The 18555-nt window shown below is 63.3% G+C and carries 10 protein-coding genes; 1 reads left to right on the top strand and 9 read right to left on the bottom strand.

The genetic code is table 11. The features are described 5' to 3' along the window. Positions 1 to 509: 509 nt before the first annotated feature. From ACQKPZ_RS14945 to ACQKPZ_RS14905, 9 genes are all read right to left on the bottom strand, one after another. Positions 510 to 1283 carry an enoyl-CoA hydratase gene (locus tag ACQKPZ_RS14945; protein WP_391138056.1) on the bottom strand — a complete coding sequence of 258 codons (774 nt, stop codon included), beginning with the start codon at positions 1281 to 1283 and terminating at the stop codon, positions 510 to 512. 13 nt (positions 1284 to 1296) lie between these two features. Then, positions 1297 to 2424, bottom strand: a complete 1128-nt coding sequence (locus ACQKPZ_RS14940; protein WP_427539306.1) for an acyl-CoA dehydrogenase — start codon at positions 2422 to 2424, stop codon at positions 1297 to 1299. Positions 2425 to 2432: 8 nt separating this feature from the next. Then, on the bottom strand, positions 2433 to 3626 hold the full coding sequence (locus ACQKPZ_RS14935; protein WP_427539303.1) for an acetyl-CoA C-acyltransferase: 1194 nt from the start codon (positions 3624 to 3626) through the stop codon (positions 2433 to 2435). An 11-nt stretch (positions 3627 to 3637) separates the two neighbouring features. Continuing rightward, positions 3638 to 4405, bottom strand: a complete 768-nt coding sequence (locus ACQKPZ_RS14930) for an SDR family NAD(P)-dependent oxidoreductase (protein WP_391138047.1) — start codon at positions 4403 to 4405, stop codon at positions 3638 to 3640. Positions 4406 to 4418: 13 nt separating this feature from the next. Beyond that, on the bottom strand, positions 4419 to 6065 hold the full coding sequence (locus ACQKPZ_RS14925; RefSeq protein WP_427539300.1) for an AMP-binding protein: 1647 nt from the start codon (positions 6063 to 6065) through the stop codon (positions 4419 to 4421). Positions 6066 to 6199: 134 nt separating this feature from the next. Then, positions 6200 to 10579 carry an NEL-type E3 ubiquitin ligase domain-containing protein gene (locus tag ACQKPZ_RS14920; protein WP_427539297.1) on the bottom strand — a complete coding sequence of 1460 codons (4380 nt, stop codon included), beginning with the start codon at positions 10577 to 10579 and terminating at the stop codon, positions 6200 to 6202. 159 nt (positions 10580 to 10738) lie between these two features. Further along, positions 10739 to 15277 (bottom strand): NEL-type E3 ubiquitin ligase domain-containing protein, encoded by a 4539-nt coding sequence (locus ACQKPZ_RS14915; RefSeq protein WP_427539294.1) that lies wholly within the window; start codon positions 15275 to 15277, stop codon positions 10739 to 10741. 66 nt (positions 15278 to 15343) lie between these two features. Next, positions 15344 to 16381, bottom strand: coding sequence for an AraC family transcriptional regulator (locus tag ACQKPZ_RS14910; protein WP_427539291.1), 1038 nt, complete (start codon positions 16379 to 16381; stop codon positions 15344 to 15346). Between the two features lie 64 nt (positions 16382 to 16445). Beyond that, the gene (locus ACQKPZ_RS14905; protein ID WP_391138035.1) at positions 16446 to 17309 is read right to left on the bottom strand and encodes a LysR substrate-binding domain-containing protein; all 864 of its coding nucleotides are present in this window, start codon (positions 17307 to 17309) and stop codon (positions 16446 to 16448) included. Between the two features lie 112 nt (positions 17310 to 17421). Between ACQKPZ_RS14905 and ACQKPZ_RS14900 the strand changes: the two genes are divergently transcribed. Next, positions 17422 to 18528, top strand: a complete 1107-nt coding sequence (locus ACQKPZ_RS14900; RefSeq protein ID WP_427539288.1) for a 2-aminoethylphosphonate--pyruvate transaminase — start codon at positions 17422 to 17424, stop codon at positions 18526 to 18528. Positions 18529 to 18555: the final 27 nt, after the last annotated feature.

The raw sequence follows: 18555 nt of genomic DNA, 5'->3' as shown, positions 1-18555 counted from the left end.
GCGCAGGGGCCGGATGATGGGAGCGCAGCGTTTTTTGGTTACTTTTTGTCGCGTTTGACAAAAAGTGACTCGCCGTAAGGGCGAAAAGGTGAGTCAGCGTCGCCATCGCAAATGGACTGTTCGCTGATTCAATACAGACGAATCTTGCTTCTTGCTTCTTGGATGTGGGCATTCACATCGAGTAGGTATTCATTCGCGCAGGTGGCGCTCAGTCACCTTTCCGCCCTTACGGCGGGTCCCTTTTTGTCGTGGCAAAAAGGAACCAAAAACCGTTCGCTCCCATCATCCGGCCCCTGCGCTTCGCTCCGGGGTCCCCTCGCTGCGGGCTTGCTCCCGGGAGTACGCGCTGCAGGCCCCATCCATGGGGCCTCAGCGCTTGACGGGCATCCATGCCCGTCACCTCCCTCCGCAAGCCCTTCGCTCGGCCTCCTGAAGTCGCAATCTGCGTCGCCTGGACTATCGCGCGCTTAGAAGCAAAAGCAACGGCAACGGCAACGGATGAAGCCTGATCAACGATCCTTGAACTGCGCCTCGCGCTTGGCAATGAACGCGGCCATGCCTTCTTTCTGGTCCTCGGTGGAGAAGGCCGCATGGAATACCCGACGCTCGAACCGTACACCCTCGCTAAGGGTAACTTCGAACGCCCGGTTGACGCTTTCCTTGACCATCATGCTCACCGGAACCGACTTGCTGGCGATGGTCGCCGCCACCTTCAGCGCTTCTTCCACCAGCTCCGCCTGCGGCACGATACGCGCCACCAGGCCAGCACGCTCAGCCTCTTCGGCGCCCATCAGGCGGCCGGTCAGGCACAGTTCCATGGCCTTGGCCTTGCCCACCGCACGGGTCAGGCGCTGGGTGCCGCCCATGCCCGGCAGCACACCGAGGTTGATTTCCGGTTGGCCGAATTTGGCGTTGTCAGCGGCCAGGATGAAGTCGCACATCATCGCCAACTCGCAGCCGCCGCCCAGGGCAAAGCCAGACACCGCAGCAATGATCGGCTTGCGCCGATTGGCGATACGGTCAGCATCGCTGAACAGGTCGTCGACGTAGATCTGCGGGTATTGCAGGTCGGCCATTTCCTTGATGTCGGCGCCAGCGGCAAAGGCCTTGGCCGAACCCGTCAACACCACGCAGCCGATGTTCGGGTCGCGTTCAAGCTGGTCCAGGGCCTGGTTGATCTCGCCGACAATCTGCGCATTCAGCGCATTCAGCGCCTGCGGGCGGTTGAGGGTAATCAGGCCGACCTTGCCGTGGATGTCCAACAGGATGGTTTCGAATGCCATGCAGTCTGCTCCTTCAAAGATTGCGCGCAATGACCATGCGCTGAATGTCGCTGGTGCCTTCGTAGATCTGGCAAACCCGAACGTCGCGGTAGATCCGCTCCAGCGGGAAGTCACTCAGATAGCCATAACCACCCAGGGTCTGCAAGGCATCCGAACAGACCTTTTCGGCCATTTCCGAGGCAAACAGCTTGGCCATCGACGCTTCCACCAGCGCCGGGCGCCCGGCATCACGCAGCGCGGCCGCATGCAACACCATCTGCCGGGCCACGGCAATTTTCGTTGCCATGTCGGCCAGACGGAAGGCCACGGCCTGGTGCTCGATCAGCGCCTTGCCAAAGCTTTGCCGCTCGTTGGCGTAGTCACGCGCCACTTCGAACGCTGCGCGCGCCATGCCAACGGCCTGCGAGGCAATACCGATGCGGCCACCTTCAAGGTTGGCCAAGGCGATCTTGTAGCCCTCGCCTTCGGCGCCCAGGCGGTTGGCCACCGGTACGCGCACGTTGTCGAACACGATCTGGCAGGTGTCGGAAGCATGCTGGCCGAGTTTGTCCTCGACCCGCGCCACCTGGTAGCCCGGCGAATCGGTCGGCACGATGAACGCGCTGATGCCACGTTTGCCGGCCTCTGGGTCGGTCACGGCGAACACGATCACCACCCCGGCGTTCTGCCCCGAGGTAATGAACTGCTTGCTGCCGTTGAGCACATAGTGGTCGCCGTCGAGCCTTGCACGGGTTTTCAGGCTGCTGGCATCGGAGCCCGCCTGCGGTTCGGTCAGGGCGAAGGCACCGAGCATCGCACCCGTCGCCAGCGGGGTGAGAAACTGCTCTTTTTGCTGCTCGGTGCCGAAACGCAGGATAGGCACGCAGCCCACCGAGTTGTGCACGCTCATGATGGTTGAACAGGCACCATCACCGGCGGCGATTTCTTCCAGGGCCATGGCGTAGGCCACGTAGCCCGTGTCGCTACCGCCCCACTGCTCCGGCACCAGCATGCCGAACAGGCCGAGTTCGGCCATCTCGGCGATGGCTTCTTTCGGAAAGCGGTGCGCCTTGTCCCATTCTTCGGCAAACGGCTTCAGGCGCTCCTGGGCGAAGGCACATACCGCATCGGCGATCTGTTGTTGCTCGTCAGTTACCAGCATGATTCACCTCAGTACAGGCATTCGACAGCCATGGCCGTGGCTTCGCCACCGCCGATGCAGATGGCCGCCACGCCCCGGTGCAGGTTGTTCTGGCGCAGGGCCGACAGCAGGGTCACCAGGATGCGTGCGCCAGAGGCGCCAATCGGGTGGCCGAGGGCACAGGCACCGCCGTGGATATTGACCTTGTCGTGGGGCAGGTCGAGGTGCTTCATGGCCGCCAGGGTGACCACGGCAAACGCCTCGTTGATCTCGAACAGGTCGACCTCGGACAGGTTCCAGCCGGTGCGTTTCATCAGCTTGTCGATTGCACCGATCGGTGCGGTAGGGAACAACGCAGGCGTATCGGCAAACGCGGCGTGGCCATGAATCACTGCCAGCGGCTTGAGGCCACGCTTTTCGGCATCGGAGCGACGCATCAGCACCAGCGCCGCAGCACCGTCGGAAATGGAACTGGAGTTGGCCGCCGTCACCGTACCGCCTTCGCGGAAGGCCGGCTTGAGCTGCGGGATCTTGTCCAGACGCGCCTTGGGTGGCTGCTCGTCATCCTTGACCAGGCGTTTTTCCTTACCCTCGGCGACTTCTACCGGCACGATCTCGGCAGCAAAGCGGCCGCTCTTGATCGCGTCCTGGGCACGGGTCAGCGAGGTAATGGCGAACTGGTCCTGGGCTTCACGGCTGAAGGCATTGGCCTGGGCGCAGTCTTCGGCAAAGGTGCCCATCAGGCGACCCTTGTCGTAAGCATCTTCCAGGCCGTCCATGAACATGTGGTCGATGATCTTGCCGTGGCCCATGCGGTAGCCGCCACGGGCCTTGTCCAGCAGGTAGGGGGCGTTGGTCATGCTTTCCATGCCCCCCGCCACCACCACGTCTGCGGTGCCGGCCAGCAGCAGGTCATGGGCCATGATCGCCGCCTGCATGCCCGAGCCGCACATCTTGTTCAGGGTGGTACAGGTGGTGTGCTTGTCCAGCCCGGCACCCAGTGCTGCCTGGCGTGCCGGCGCCTGGCCCTGGCCGGCCGGCAGTACGCAGCCGAACAGCACCTGCTCGATACTGGCGGCATCAATGCCGGCACGCTCGACGGCGCCACGAATGGCCGCGCTGCCCAGTTGCGGCGCGGTCAGGCTCTTGAGGTCGCCCTGCAGGCCGCCCATGGGCGTGCGCACGGCGCTGACGATTACGATCGGGTCGTTGGCGAGGGTCATGTTCGTTCTCCTTACTTGGCAGCCATGCGCAGCGCGCCGTCGAGGCGGATCACTTCGCCGTTGAGCATGCTGTTCTCGATAATGTGACGGGCCAGCGCGGCGTATTCCTGCGGGCGACCCAGGCGCGGCGGGAACGGCACACCAGCCGCCAGCGACGCACGCACTTCTTCGGTCATGCCGGCCATCATCGGTGTTTCGAAGATGCCGGGGGCAATGGTCATCACACGGATGCCAAAGCGTGCCAGTTCGCGGGCGGCGGGCAGGGTAAGGCTGGCGATGGCGCCTTTGGAGGCAGCGTAGGCAGCCTGGCCGATCTGGCCATCGTAGGCGGCGATGGATGCGGTGTTGATGATCACGCCGCGCTCGCCCCCTTCATCGGCTGCCCCTTCGGCCATGGCCGCCGCCGCCAGGCGCAGCAGGTTGAAGCTGCCGACCAGGTTGACATTGATGACCTTCGCGAAGCTGGCCAGCCCATGCGGGCCTTGCTTGCCCAGCACCTTCTCGGCACCGACGATGCCCGCGCAATTGACCAGCCCGTGCAGGCTGCCAAAGGCACTGACGGCTGCATCGACCGCCGCCTGTGCGGCCTGCTCGTCGCTGATGTCGGCCACTGCAAAGCGGGCGCTGTCACCCAACTCGCGGGCCTTGGCCTCGACGGCCTGGGCATTGAGGTCGACCAGCATGACCTTGGCACCGGCCTGGACCAGCATCTGCGCAGTGGCGGCACCCAGGCCGGAGGCGGCGCCGCTGACGATGAAGTGTTTGTTGGCTATCTGCATGATCGGTTTCCTGTCAGGCGCTGGCAGGGGTGGCCTGTTGCGCGTTTTGTTTGGCGACTTCCTGGTTGCGCAGGATGAAGCGTTGCAGCTTGCCGCTCGGGGTCTTGGGCAGCTCGCTGACGAATTCGATTTCGCGGGGGTAGGCGTGGGCGTACAGGCGCTGGCGCACGTGCTGACGCAAGGTTTCTTCAAGCTCGGCGCTGCCGACGATGCCCTTGGCCAATACCACGAAGGCCTTGATCAGCTCGGTGCGTTCCGGGTCGGGCTTGCCGATCACCGCAGCCTCGATCACCGCAGGGTGCTCGATCAACGCACTTTCCACATCGAACGGGCCAACCCGGTAGCCGGAGGTGGTGATCACGTCGTCGCTGCGGCCGACGAAGCTGATGCTGCCGTCCTGGTTCAGCTCGACGGTGTCGCCGCTGAGGTAGTACTTGCCGACGAACGATTTGGTCGGCAGCCCGTGGTAACCACCGAACCAGCACAACGGCGACTGCTCGCGGTCAACCGCGAGGATGCCCGGCTGGCCGGCCGGCAGCTCGTTGCCCTGCTCGTCCAGCACCACGATTCGGTGCCCCGGTATCGCGAAGCCGGCCGAGCCAAGGTGCACCGGGTGCTGCAGGCCATGATGGTTGCACAGCACCATGCCCAGCTCGGTCTGGCCGTAATGGTCGTGAATGGTCACGCCCAGTTCGTCGGCGAACCAGCGGATCACTTCAGGGTTAAGCGGCTCGCCAGCACTGCTGACAACCCGCAGGCGGCCCCTTACCGGCGCCGAAAAGCCATTGCCGGCGGCAATCAGCAGGCGAAATGCAGTAGGCGAGCCGGCCAGGTTGGTGATGCCCAGCTTGTCGATCACCTGGGCGCAACTGTCGACGCTGAACGGGCCATCGTAAAAAGTGGTGGCGTGGCCCAGCGACAAGGGGCCAGTCACAGCGTAATACAAGCCATAGGCCCAGCCCGGGTCGGCCAGGTTCCAGAAATTGTCTTCGGGCCGCAAGTCGATGGCATCGCGCATGTACCCCTGGAAGGCAACGATGGCGCGCAGCGGTACGGCCAGCGGTTTGGCAGGCCCCGTGGTACCGGAAGTGAACATCAGCAGGAACGGGTCGTCTGCCGAACGCATGACCGGTTCGCAGATGCTTGCGGCAGCCTCCAGGCATTGGCGGAAATCCAGTTCGCCGCTGCGGGCGTTGACCGTGATGATGGTCGGGCAAGCATGCACATCGTCCAGCTTGTTGCGGTTGACGCTGTCGGTGACAACAACGCGGGCGTGGGATTGTTCAAGCCGGTGCTCGATAGCCTTGGGGCCAAAGGCGGTGAACAAGGGCTGGTACACCGCCCCGAGGCGCCAGGTGGCGAGGATGGTCACCAACAATTCCGGGGTGCGCGGCATCAGCCCCGCCACCCGGTCCCCGGCACCCACGCCTTGCGCCTTGAGCACGTTGGCGAAGCGCGCGGCCAGCAATTGCAACTGATCAAAGCTGTAACGCGCGCTGTTCCCGTCGCGATCCACGTAAAGCAGGGCCAACTTGTCACTGCCGGCATGGCGGTCACAGCACTCGACACAGGCATTGAGGGCTTCGAGGTTGCCATGCAGCGCCGCAGCTGCAGCCTTGCCATGATCGAACACACGAACGGCCTCGGCGTAATCACGCATCGTCAGACTCCCGGTTTATTGTTTTTTGGAGTTAACCCTCGGTCCGATGATGTTCGCGCCGCCTGAGCGCGGCGACAATGGCCAAAGCTGTCAATCTGGATGACCGGTTTGGCCGCTGCACTGGGTCAGCGCCGCTATCGGCCCACTCCTCGCTCCGTGCCGTGGTCGATTCGCGCCATGCGCTGCAGGTACTCCAGGGTCAGCCGCTGGCGCAGCGCCTGCAACGCGTCTTCCTGCCCTACAACCGCGAATGCAGCTGGGTCGAAGCGCTCCAGGAAACGCTGCCAGAAAACCTGACGGCACAGGTACTGCGCAACGAAGTCGTCGCCAGCGGCTGCCTCGACCGATTCCTGGGCCGAGGCGACCAGTGCTGCACTGATGCTCGGCGCCTGAATGTCGTATATGCGCAATGGCTGAAACGGCAGTGCCAATGCCCTGCGCAACCTGACCCGGTAACGCAGGCCCAGCGCTCCCTGCAAGCCGGCGTCAAGCTGCGCACCCCGCTCGGCGATATCAGCCAGCACGAACGCCTGCAGTCGATCCAGCCGATACAAGCTGCGGCCCAGTGATAACAAAACCTGACCTGACAAAGCGGGTTCGTTGTTCATCGCCCTGGCTTCGGCATGCAGACGCAGCAACTGCGAGAACCTTTCTATCGCATCGTTTTCATCGCCAAGCGTGCTGCCCAACACGCTTCGCACCGAACTCGCAAACACCTCGTCGCGGGGCATCAGCGCCAAGATGTCCCAACTGCGCTCGATCAGGTAACGCTCCTGCCAGCTGAACCCCGCCTGTGGCTCCAGTCGCTCCAGCAGCCTGAACAAGGCTGCGTTGTCTGCGTCTGCGCTCAAGGCGTCCCAGATACCACCACGCTCGGCGTCAGACTCGCCCGCTCTTACCCACCAGGGCCGGCCGGTCTCCGTCTCGCCCACTTCCTGGATAGGGTCGAGCGCAACCAGGTTGGACAGCTCCATCCTGCTTAACGGATTCCCCGTCACAACGAACGCCTGGCGAAAGTCGCTGGGCATGCGCAACACCTCGCGCGGCACGGTTTGGATCGCATTGTCACGCAGGTCCACCTCGCGCAGAAAACCACAAAGCTCGATGTTCGTCGGCCACACCTTCAGCCCACACCGCCGCAGCCTGATTACAGTCAATTGCGACAGGCGAAGGTAATTGATGTTGAACGTGCCCAGTGCCGGGTTGCCACTCAAGTCCAAGTGGGTCAACTGCGAGAGGCTGGCCAGCGCCTCCACGGCCTGGGCGTTCAGACGAATCTGGTTGCGCGCAAGGCGCAGGTGCCGCAGATTGCTCAAATAACCAAGCCCGCCTGGGCAGGCCAGCAGTCGATTGTTGCTCAAGTCCAGCCGTTGCAACTCGGAGAAGGCCTGGAGGAAGGACGCGTGCACCTGGCCAATGGCAGTGTCCTGGATGACCAGCGTGCTTACGTGTTGCAGGGTGAGCTGCTGGGGAAGGTCTGGAAGCGTGGTAACAGGCAAGCCGTTGAACACCAGCTTGAGCCCACCACGTGCGCCTTGTACCGTTGACTCGTGAAACTCACCCAAGCCACGCCAGGCCCGCAGCAACTGCTCTGCGACCTGCAGCCGCGCATTGCGCTCGGCAGTATTGAAGGCGACCCCCACCCAGGCGTTGAGCTTGCCCGTCAACTGATACAAGTCATCTTCAAGCGAACGGAGTTCGGCACTGACCGATAGCCCCCGCCGCCATCTGCCATTGAGTTCGCGCTCCAGCTGGGCATCATCCAACCCGGGAAAGAACTGCCGCAAACCGTCACGCAAGCGTGCCTTGCGGCTGAGGCGCGCTGGCCTGCGCCCGCTGAGCAAGTAACCGACGCGCCCATCCGCCAAGCGTTCCCCAGGGTTCCACCAGCGCGCCACAGGTGCCCAGCCAAGCAAGCGCTCGATAGCGGCCTGAGTGCCTGGCAATTGCTGCATAAGCTTGTCGCGCAGCCGGCTGGGGGCATGCTCGCTTTCGATCTGCAGTTCGCCCAACAGCCCGCGCTCGCCCAACACCCAGGCAAGCGCTGAGTAGATGCCGTCGAGGTGTTCGCTTTCGATCCTGGCACCTTGTTCGTCGTAGACGCTGAACCCACCTTGTTCATGAACCAGTTGGTAATGCGGGCTCTCAGGGGTCCCTGCAACGATCGATGCCAGCGGTTCGTCCCCGGCAACATCATTGCCCAAGGACACATTGAGGCCTTCAAGCGGCAGCGTTTCGAGCAGGTGGAACAGCAACACCCCGGTATCCTCAGAGTAGGCACTGGGCAAGTAACACCCGGCCATCATCCGGTTGAATCTGGCCACGCGTGCCAACGCATGGGCCTTGCTTGCCAGCACCAGCGGGATGCGCTGCGGTTCTGGCGTCGATGCGTCCTCCCCGGCGATCCCCTCCTCGACGGCGTGGGCATCGTTGGCCAACGCTTGTGCATAGGCATCGGGAAGCCCCGAAAATGCCGTACTCAATTGCCTTGCCAAGCCATCGCCGCTCGCGGCCGGCTGAGTAAGGTGATTGAACAACGGGCTACGCAGCCGTGCCTTGGCGCGCAAGACATTGGCTGCGCCGTTGCCGACGTCGAACTGCTGTTCGCACCAGGCCAGCAGCGAAGGGTCGCTGACCACCGGCGGTGTTTGCTGCAGTTGCCGAAAGAACACCTCGATTCGTGCATCGGCATCGAAGTAATCCAGGGTCACCCGCAAATTGACCGAGGCCCGCCGGTTTTCGACCAGCAGCCCGCGTAACTCCTCCTGATCCATGCCGGCCACGCGCAGAATGCGTTCGGCAGTTGTGTCGTCCAGGGGTGGATCGTGCGGCCAAAGCGTGTCGAGCATGGCCGCCGAGTCGCTCAGCGCTTGTGGTCGGCCGTGCAACAGTTGCCAGCTGCGCTCGCCGTTGTGCAGCACGATTGGCCCATAGTCCGCTGGCCGCTGCGGATGCCGCAGGCGATAGAGCCCACCCGGCTCTGGCTGATGAACTTCAGTAAATCGGCCACCCAGCCTTATCCAGTGCCGCACGCCATCTGTGAAGCGGCCGTCGCTCTGCAGCACTGCGTTTCCACGCTCGCAACTGTATGGTTCAAGGTCGCTTGCCCACAGGCGGCTGGTTTTGCCGTCCTTGCTGACAATCTCCATTGCGTCAACAAAGGCACTGCGCATAAAGCTTACAGTGGCTACCGTTGCAGCAGTGGCCACCACGGTAGCTGCCACACCCAGCATATGCTCCAGCGCTTCATGCTGATGCCCTAGCGACCAGTCCCGTACGCCTTCGAATACTTCGTCCAGGGTCTGCACGACGATTTTCGCCATCAGCACCGCGCCGACCGCAGGAATGAACAGGCCAGCCAGGTTCGACAGGCTCAACCCGGCAGCTTTCCAGGATTCCCGCCTTGCCTTGGCAGCATTGGCATCCACGCTGGAGGTAGGTATCAACAGCAGCCTGGCGTCGTCCCTGAGCCGTTGCACCTGCTGCCTGGCCAGCGCATCGAAAATCGAGCCTTCCTGGGTTATACCCTCCAGTTCCAGGTCAGGCTTTGCATCACCAAGGCGCTTGCCCAGCGTACTGGCGAATTCTGCACGCTGGTCGAGCGCGATGAGCTTAAGGAAGTACTGCTCGTAGCCATCCTCCCTCAACGCCGCCACCAAGGCGCTGCTCAACTGCGAAACCGAGAGGCACCGACGCAGGGTTTGCCTGGGATCACCGGGCAAGTACAGCATGACGCTGTGCAATGACCCGTCTTTGTCCCGCAGGTAGATCAACAGCCCATCGGCGGCCGGGCAACCCAGAATCTGCAGCAGGCCCGGATAGCCTTTGAGCCCATCCTGGGTATGACTCGCGCCCACGTCGAGCATTTCGCGCAAGGCCAGTTGCTCATGGGCATTGATCTCGCCCTTCAGCGCCGCGACCTCGACTGCAAGGCTCAAACCGGACTGTTTGTCGCTCGCCAGAAGCGTCTGGGTGGTGGCGTCGTATACCCGTGCCAGTTCAGCCTGGTACAAGGTGCCGACATCAAGCCGTCGACATGCGTTGACCAGATCAGCGGATGATCCGGATAACAAAGCTGTGTTTCCTGGCACAACAAGGCCCGTACCTTGGTAGAAATGGACGTCGGCAAAGTTGTGCATCAACCGCAGAAGGCCGTTTTCTCGTGTCTCGGCTGGCGCGTAACCCCCTAGAAGAGCGCCAGGCTGCTCGCTGAAGGATGGGCCTATCTGCAGCCATTGCAACTGTTCAAAACCCACGCCCTCAGGCAGTGGTTGTACCAACAGGCTGCTGAACTGGCGCTCGGCAAAGACCTGGGGAGAATGGAGGCCCAGCGTGCGGCCTCGCAAACGGGCCTGGGTCGCATGGTGGGCATTCAGCACTTCACGTAACCTTGCGATCTGACCGCTGGAAGACCGTGTCAACCATTGGGGCAAGCTGGAGCGGATAACGTCGTCGATGACGTTGTCGTCCTGCGGTGCGCTGAGGTGTGGATTTTCGGTAGCGGTGTGGGGCATCGCGGGGGCTCCTGTTTCGGACAGTAAGCGGCAATCCTCTGCAACAGAAGCCGCTGACGGCAGAGGGAAGCGCTGCGCGATTGGCCATGCAGTTGCATCGCTCGATGAACCCACTTGAAGCGCCGCGGGGTGACGCACCAAGTGGGCGTACAGCCAGCATCAGCCCTGCCGCAGCGCCTCCATGGCCAAGGCCTCCTGGGTCAATTGCAGCGCCAGGGCATGCAGTTCGGCATCGCGCTCCATGAGCAACGCCTTCCAGCGCTGGTCATATTCAGCGCTTGTCAGCGCACCCTGCTGCTCGTCCAGTTGGGTACCTCTACCGGCGAAATCTTCCTCGATGGCCGCAAACGCTTGCGGATATTCCGCACGCAGGTGGTTCAACCAGAATTCACGCTGGCTGACGCTTTCGGCCAAGGCCTGGGTTGCTTCGGCAGCACGAACGCTTCCCAGGGCTTGCTGAAGCTGCGCGCCTGTGACGTTGGCAACACCCTCAAACTGCATGTGACGCGGTTGCAACGGCAGGTCCAGCTCGTTTGCCAGGTGCACGCGGTAGTACAGGTCGATCTCGATATCATCGATTCGGGCGCGGGCTCTGGCATAGTGCTCGGCATCGGCAGGTGGCAACTGGGCCATACGCTGGGCAATATCGGCCCGTGCATAGCGGGACACTTCATCCAGGCGAAACAGCTGGCGGCCCAGCCCCAACAGTTCGCCAGCACGTTCATTACCCGCTGCTCCGTGCACCGCCTGGCTGGTCAACATCAGCACCTGAAGGTCGCTGAAGCGGCCGGCAACGCTGTCTACACAGGTAACCGCCATTGAGGCGCGCTCAAAGACCTGCAAGCGCAATGGGCTGTCGTTGCCAATGGCATGCAAGAGATTCCAGACCTGGCCGTGGAGGTAGCCAGGGGCGACACGATAATCCCGGGTGCGCTCAAGGTCCCGAAGCAAGCGAAACAGGCCGGCACTGTCGGGCAGTGCCAGCAATCTGTCCCAGACTTGCTCGCGCGCTTCGCGTGAATCGTCATCGACGGGCTGCAGCCAGCGCTCGCGGCTTCTCCCGCCCGCATCCACAGCCAATGGCTCGAACAGCGGCGGCACAGCTTCAGCGTGCTCGTGCACACGCTCGGCGAACAGGCGCTCCCGGTCCGCTACCGCAAGCGGGTTGTCATCGACCCTGAATGACCGGCGAAAAACCGTTGGCATCAGCATGACATGCTCGGGTACCTGGGCAATCTGGTTCTGGCGAATGTCAGCACTGTCGAGAAAGCCACAGCTATCCAGCCCTTCTGGCCATGCCAACAAACCACACCGACGCAACGTGATCGACCGGAGTTGCGACAGCTGGTTGAACCGCAAGGCAATCGAGCCCAACGGGTTGAAGCTCAGGTCGAGATGCTGCAATGCCGCCAGCCGCGCCAGTGCCTGAGTACCGTCCAGGTCCATGCGGATGCGGTTGTGGGCCAGCCGCAGCTCGGTCAAGTGGGTAAATCGGCTGATACCAGCAGGAATACGCAACAGCCCGTTGTCGTTGAGGCTCAGGCGCCGCAGCGTACTGAACGCGCCCAGGAATGCTGACGGCACAGCGTTCAACTGCAAACCGCCGAGGTTCAGTTCGGTCACATGGCCAAAGTCGGCTTGCGCCGGTAACGCAGGCAACGCTCGCAGCCGCAGGCCACTGAGATCCAGGCGCCTGCCGTCGACGGTGCCATCCGCACCACGCGCACTCTCGCCCTGAAAACGCCAGGCACGTCGCATCAGGCCTGCTACGTGCTGGCGCACTGCGCGCCTGTTGTCGCTCAATTCGGCGCTGGCCCAGCGGTTGAGTGCCAGGTCGAGTTGGCTGTACTCGCCTTCCAGGCGCAGCATGTTTTCGTAGGGCGAGCCCGATAGCAGCAACCGTTGCAGGAAGGTATCGACCTGCCCTTCGTTCAGGCCCCAGTACAGTTCGCGAATGCGGTTGCGCAGGGTCCGCTCCGCCCAGTTTCGGCCCTGCCCACGGCCACTGAGCGGGTAGCCGGCACGCCCATCCGACAAGCGCTGCGGGGGCGAGAACCGAGGTTCTGCAGAGCGCCAGCCCAGCAGGTTGCGCAACCCGGTTGGCGTGGCGGGCAGGCGCTGGACAAGACGGGCCCGTAGCGCCCCCGCAGGGTTATCGCCTGCTATTTCGAGGCGCGCCAGCTCCGTCGGAGACAGGCATGCCACGATGGCCTCGAACACACCAGCTGGCGCGGCGATTTCAGCCTCACGCTCTACACCGCTGTGATCGTACAGACGAAACTCGCCGTCCTTGTGCACCAGTACCATAGTGGCCTGATAGGCAGCCTGGGGGTCGATCACCGCCAGCCTGGGGCCGTATTCAGTGCCTTGGCGTAGTTCCAGATTGAGACTGCGCGGCCAATGAGGCAAACGCGGTAGCATGGCCAGCACCAGTTCTCCGGCCTGGTCGCTGTAGCCGCTGCCCAGGTACAGCCCTTCAAGGGCGTGGCTCAGGCGCACTTGCTGCAGCAACGCGCGCGCGTGGGTGGCCAGGCTAACGGGCAGCCGCTGTTCCAGTATCGCCAGCTCACGTTGCGCTTCGCCCACGTCCACTACCACTGCTGCAGCATAGGCTGGCGGCAGGCCGGGGAAGTCGCGCCGGACAAGGTCGCGCAAGGCATCAGGCGCGAGCTCTGACCGGCTGAGGTGCGCAAACAGCTGCTCGCGTAGCGAGGCCTGAAGCGCCAGCACACGCTCACGCAGGGCTTGCGCATCCAGGCCCGACAGGGCGGGTTGAGCCAGGCACCACTGCTGAATTTCCAGGTCATCGCTGGCCGGAAGCTCGCGCTGCATCGCCTCGAAGAACGCCTCGATACGCGCATCGGCCTCAAAACGCCGCAGGGTTTCGCGCAGGTTGACAGGGAGCTGTCGCCCCGCCACCAACAGCCCACGCAGCGCCTCGGTGTCGATACCCGCCACGCACAACACCGCACGCGCCCGCTGCGTGCTCAGCGGCACTTGTTGCGGCCAGAGCATGTCAAGCATGTGCGCAGTGTCGTCAATCTCCAGAGGCCGCTCGTGTCGCAAGCGCCAGCCTCTGTCACCATTGAACTCGACCTCCGGCCCGAACGCATCGTCACGCTGTGGATGGCGCAAGCGCCAGGCGCCATCCGGGTCAGGCCGATGCACGAGGCAGTAGCGTTCGCCAACCCGCATGCACCTGTGTTCCCCCTCGCCAAACAGGCCAAGCGCATCCTGGCGCAAGCTGGCCGGTGTGACCTGATAAGCCTTCAGGTCGCGGTGCCACAAGCGTCGCCCCCCGCCCTCCAGGGCAACCGGCTCAAGCCCATCGACAAAGGTGCTGCGCTGGAAACCACGCGCAACCAGCGTGGCGCCGGTCGCGACCGCCGCTACAACCGCCAGTGTCTCGGCGACCCCGAGCATGTGCTCCAGCGCTTCGTACTGGTGCCCATGGTACCAGTCAACCGCCCCTTCATAGACTTCCGACAGGGTTTGCACCAGCAGTTGCCCCAGCAGCATGGCACCAACCAGCGGAATGAACAGGCCGGCAAGGTTGAGCAAACCCAGCCCGGCATCTTCCCATGCCCGCAGGCGGTCCTTGGTGGCTTGCAGATCGACATCGGCAGTGGGCACCAAGAGGGTGCGCGCGTCACCCTTGGCCCTTTTCACCTGCTGCACGACCAACCGCTCGAAGACTTCACCGTGGCCGGTGGCTGCGTCCAGTTGAAGGTCTGGCAGATCATCCTGCAGGCGCTTTTCGAGCGTTGCCAGAAACCCGGGCCGTGCCTGCAGCGCCACCAACTGGCTGAAAAAGCGACGGTAAGCCCGCTGCTGCAGTGCTTGAGCCATCGCCTGATTGAGCGATGCCCAAGAGTCGAAATAGCGCAGTGCGCGTTTCGGGTCACTGGGCAGGTACAGCACGACCCCACCTTCTTCGCCGCCCTCCCCGCGCAACTGGAAGGCCAGTGCATCACTGATCGGGCATCCCAGCATGGTCAGTAATCCTGGGTAGGCACGCAGCACTTGCTCCGAGCTAGCCTGCACCACCGAGCGCAACGCTGCTTCCACTTCGCTGCCCAGTTCCCCCTTGAGCGCCGCCACATCGATTGCCAGCAGCAAACCGGCACGCTTGTCTTCTGCCAGCAAGGTGAGGGTGGCGGGGGTGAATACCTGTTCCAGCAGCGCTTGATAGCGTGCACCGACATCCCACTCACGGCAGTCCTCGGCGAGCTGCTCAGGGTCGTCCAGCAACACGCGGTCGGTATCGTTGGCGACCAACCCCGAACCTCTCAGGATCTCAGCGTCGTCATGAAAGTTCTGCATCAAGCGCAACAAGGCAGGTTGGCGATCGTAAAGCGGCCCGTAGATCGGCCAGTGCAAGCCCGGTAACCGGGAAAAATCCCGACGCACTTGCAGCCACTGCAACCCGCTCAGTTTCAAGCCTGCTGGCAGGCGGTCGGCCAGCAGGGTGGCAAATTGCTCTTCAGCGAAGCGGGGCAACGGGATCAGTGCCGAGGTTGCCGCACGCAGCGACGCCTGGTTGGTCTGGTGGCGCTTGAAACTGTCACGCAGGCGGTTGATCTGCGCAGCGGTGGCCCTTTGCAGCCAGGCTGGCAGAATGGCGCCGATAAAGGTGTCGGTAGCGGTATCGAGCTTGCTGCCAGACGGCTCCGGAGCATTTGTATTGTGTACAAGCATGGCAGTACCTGGGGTCAATGGAATACCCAAGCCTGCGCGACGGCCAATGCCCACAGCAGCAGGAAATCAGCCACCCTCAGCGCCAGCCTGCCCCTCCCGCGCCTGGGCGAGCTGCCGGTAATGCCCCGGGTTACAACCGAACCATTTGCGAAACGCCTTGTAGAACGAACTGCCATCGGCAAAACCCAGCCGGGCAGTGATGTCCTGCATGCTCAGGCGATCCTCGGCCAACCAGGCAATTGCCAGCTCACGCCGCACACTGTCCTTCAGGCCCTGGTAGGTCTGACCTTCCTCTGCCAGGCGGCGACGCAAGGTCGATGCCGACAGGCAAAGTTGCCGCGCCAGGCTGTCGGCGTCCGGCCAGCGGGTTGGCTCAAGGGCCAGCAAGTTGCGGCGGATGCGCTGCCCCAGGCTGTCCGGGTCGCGGTACCTGACCAGGATATTGCCGGGCGCTTCGGCGAGAAAGCGCTGCAAGTCCAGGGCCGTGCGCCGCAACGGCACGTCCAGGCCATCGGCGGCGATGATCATGCGCGTGCGCGGGCGCTGGAACTGCAGGTTCTCGGAAAACATCACCCGGTAGTCGTCACAGAACGGCGGTTCGGCGCAGCGCAGGTCAATGGCCAGGATGGGGATGCGTCGGCCAGCCAGCCAGCAGGCCACACCATGCACGATCATCCAGAAGGTGAAATAAGTGAAGGCCCTGCGCGGTGCATCTTGCGGCTCGTTGATGACGATTTCTGCCAGGCCCGGCTGGCGTACCAGGCTGGGCTGCAGGTCTTCGAGCATCAGGCTGAGGAATTCCAGCGCCGTCTCCAGGCCCAGGCCCAGGGTCGGCTGAGCCATGGCCGCGCGGCACAGGAAGGCCAGGCTGCCCGTGCGCAGCCCGCGCGGGTCCATGGCGAAGAACTCGTCATTGCAACGGCGCGCCAGCAGGCGCCACAACCGTGCGTAGGCTTCGGCAGTGACACGTGCCTGGGGGTGGTCGAGCTCGCTGGCCTCTATACCGGCCCGCCCGAGCAGCACGGTATCAGCCCTGCCACCCGGGCAAGTCTGCAGCAGCGCTTCACGCACCAGCTGCATGGAAATGGTGTCTTTCTCGCTCATCGGCCACCCGGGTCGCGTTGTGCCGGCCATCTTAGGCCCCCATTAGGAAAATGCCAGCCAAACCTCATGTGCTGGCGGCCAGGCCCAGGAATGCCTGGATCAGTCGCAGTTCACGGCGCCGTTCCAGGCAGCCGATCATGTGCTGGTTGATCAACCCTGCCCCGGCCAATGGCCGCGCCACTACCCTGGGGTCGTTGGCTACTTCCGTCGATGAAACGACGCCAATCCCGAGTTCAGACGCCACCGCCTCGGTCACGGCCTCCCGGCTGTCCAGCTCCAGCAGCACACGCGGCTGCACCGCAGCCAGGCCACAAGCCCGGTCGAAGGTACGCCGGGTCGTGGAACTGGGCTCGCGCAATACCATGATCTGCTGATGCAACTGCGCCAGTGGCAAGTCTGCTTCCTGCTGCGCCCAAACATGCCCGGCCGGCAACAAGGCGCACAGCCGCGACTCGCAGAGTTTTTGCAAATGCAGGCCCTTGCGCGGCTCGATCTCGGTCAGCACGGCCACGTCGGCATGTTCGCCCAACAGCGCTGCCAGGGTTTCCTGGGCATTGCCCAAGCGCAGGTTGACGGTGATGCCGGGGTAGCGTTCGCGCAACATGGCCAGCATCGGCATCACCCGGTGCGGGCCATCGGCCGCCACTTCCAGGCGCCCGGTCAGCAGTTGGCGGTTGGCCTCCAGCATGGCCTGGGCCTCTTCGGCCAAACCGAACATGGCGCGCGTGATGGCCGCCAGGCGGGTGCCCTCTTCGGTCAGTTCGACCCGCCGTGCGGTACGCCGCAGCAAGGTGATCTGGTAATGCTCTTCCAACGCTTTCACGTGCCCGGTCACCGCCGGCTGGCTGATGAACAACCGCTCGGCGGCACGGGTAAAGCTGCCCTCGCGGGCCACGGCATCGAAGGCACGTAGCTGAAACAGGTTCATATATATCGGCCTGACTTATAGCTCGGATAACAATAAACAATTTGATTGATGGCAGCGTGAATTGCAACCTAGGCACCGTAGTTTCACGCCACCGCTTGTGAGGAAAAACGGAATGAGCAACGCCCCTATCCTGCTGACTCCCGGTCCCCTGACCACTTCAATCCGCACCCGCCAAGCCATGCTGGTGGACTGGGGTTCCTGGGACCGCGATTTCAACCAACTGACTGCCAGCGTGTGCGAACAGCTGCTGGCGATCATCGACGGCAGCGCCAGCCACCATTGCGTACCCCTGCAAGGCAGCGGCACCTTCGCCGTAGAAGCCGCCATCGGCACCCTGGTGCCACGCGATGGCAAGGTGCTGGTGCTGATCAACGGGGCTTATGGCCAACGCCTGGCGAAGATCTGCAAAGTGCTGGGCCGCACCTACAGCACCTTCGAAACCGCCGAAGACCAGCCGACCACTGCAGCCGATGTCGACCGCCTGCTGGCCGCCGACCCGGCCATTACCCACGTTGCACTGATCCACTGCGAAACCAGCACCGGTATCCTCAACCCGCTGCCCGAGATCGCCCAGGTGATCAAAGACCACGGCAAGCGCCTGATCATCGACGCCATGAGCTCGTTCGGCGCACTGCCGATCGATGCTCGCGAAATCCCCTTCGAGGCGCTGATCGCCGCTTCCGGCAAGTGCCTGGAAGGCGTGCCGGGCATGGGCTTTGTGTTCGCCGAAAAAACCGCGCTGGCTGCCGCCGAGGGCAATGCCCACTCGCTGGCCATGGACCTGCACGACCAGCACACGTACATGGCCAAGACCGGCCAGTGGCGCTTTACCCCGCCCACCCACGTGGTCGCGGCACTGCATGAAGCCCTGCAGCAATATAACGAGGAAGGTGGCCTGCCAGCCCGCCACCAGCGCTACGCCGACAACTGCAAGACCTTGCTCGACGGCATGGCCGCCATTGGCCTGCGCAGCTTCCTGCCGGCCGAAATCCAGGCGCCGATCATCGTCACTTTCCACGCCCCGAACGACGCCCGCTACCAGTTCAAGGACTTCTACGAGCGGGTCAAGGCCAAGGGCTTCATCCTCTATCCAGGCAAGCTGACCCAGGTCGAGACCTTCCGCGTCGGTTGCATCGGTGTGGTCGGTGCGGACGGCATGCAGGCCGCCGTGAATGCCGTGGCCGACGTGCTGCGGGAAATGGAAGTACTGGACATCTGACCCTTTGCCCACCCGAATTCAGGAATT

The sequence above is a fragment of the Pseudomonas sp. NPDC089547 genome (assembly GCF_050280665.1).
Lineage (GTDB): Bacteria > Pseudomonadota > Gammaproteobacteria > Pseudomonadales > Pseudomonadaceae > Aquipseudomonas.
Note: the sequence above shows the minus strand (reverse complement) of the source record. Positions and strands in the feature narration are given on the sequence as shown.

Bases quoted from the DNA above. Each gene is read 5' to 3' on its own strand.
- ACQKPZ_RS14945 (WP_391138056.1), bottom strand. From the start codon at position 1,283: ATGGCATTCGAAACCATCCTGTTGGACATCCACGGCAAGGTCGGCCTG.
- ACQKPZ_RS14940 (WP_427539306.1), bottom strand. From the start codon at position 2,424: ATGCTGGTAACTGACGAGCAACAACAGATCGCCGATGCGGTATGTGCC.
- ACQKPZ_RS14935 (WP_427539303.1), bottom strand. From the start codon at position 3,626: ATGACCCTCGCCAACGACCCGATCGTAATCGTCAGCGCCGTGCGCACG.
- ACQKPZ_RS14930 (WP_391138047.1), bottom strand. From the start codon at position 4,405: ATGCAGATAGCCAACAAACACTTCATCGTCAGCGGCGCCGCCTCCGGC.
- ACQKPZ_RS14925 (WP_427539300.1), bottom strand. From the start codon at position 6,065: ATGCGTGATTACGCCGAGGCCGTTCGTGTGTTCGATCATGGCAAGGCT.
- ACQKPZ_RS14920 (WP_427539297.1), bottom strand. From the start codon at position 10,579: ATGCCCCACACCGCTACCGAAAATCCACACCTCAGCGCACCGCAGGAC.
- ACQKPZ_RS14915 (WP_427539294.1), bottom strand. From the start codon at position 15,277: ATGCTTGTACACAATACAAATGCTCCGGAGCCGTCTGGCAGCAAGCTC.
- ACQKPZ_RS14910 (WP_427539291.1), bottom strand. From the start codon at position 16,381: ATGAGCGAGAAAGACACCATTTCCATGCAGCTGGTGCGTGAAGCGCTG.
- ACQKPZ_RS14905 (WP_391138035.1), bottom strand. From the start codon at position 17,309: ATGAACCTGTTTCAGCTACGTGCCTTCGATGCCGTGGCCCGCGAGGGC.
- ACQKPZ_RS14900 (WP_427539288.1), top strand. From the start codon at position 17,422: ATGAGCAACGCCCCTATCCTGCTGACTCCCGGTCCCCTGACCACTTCA.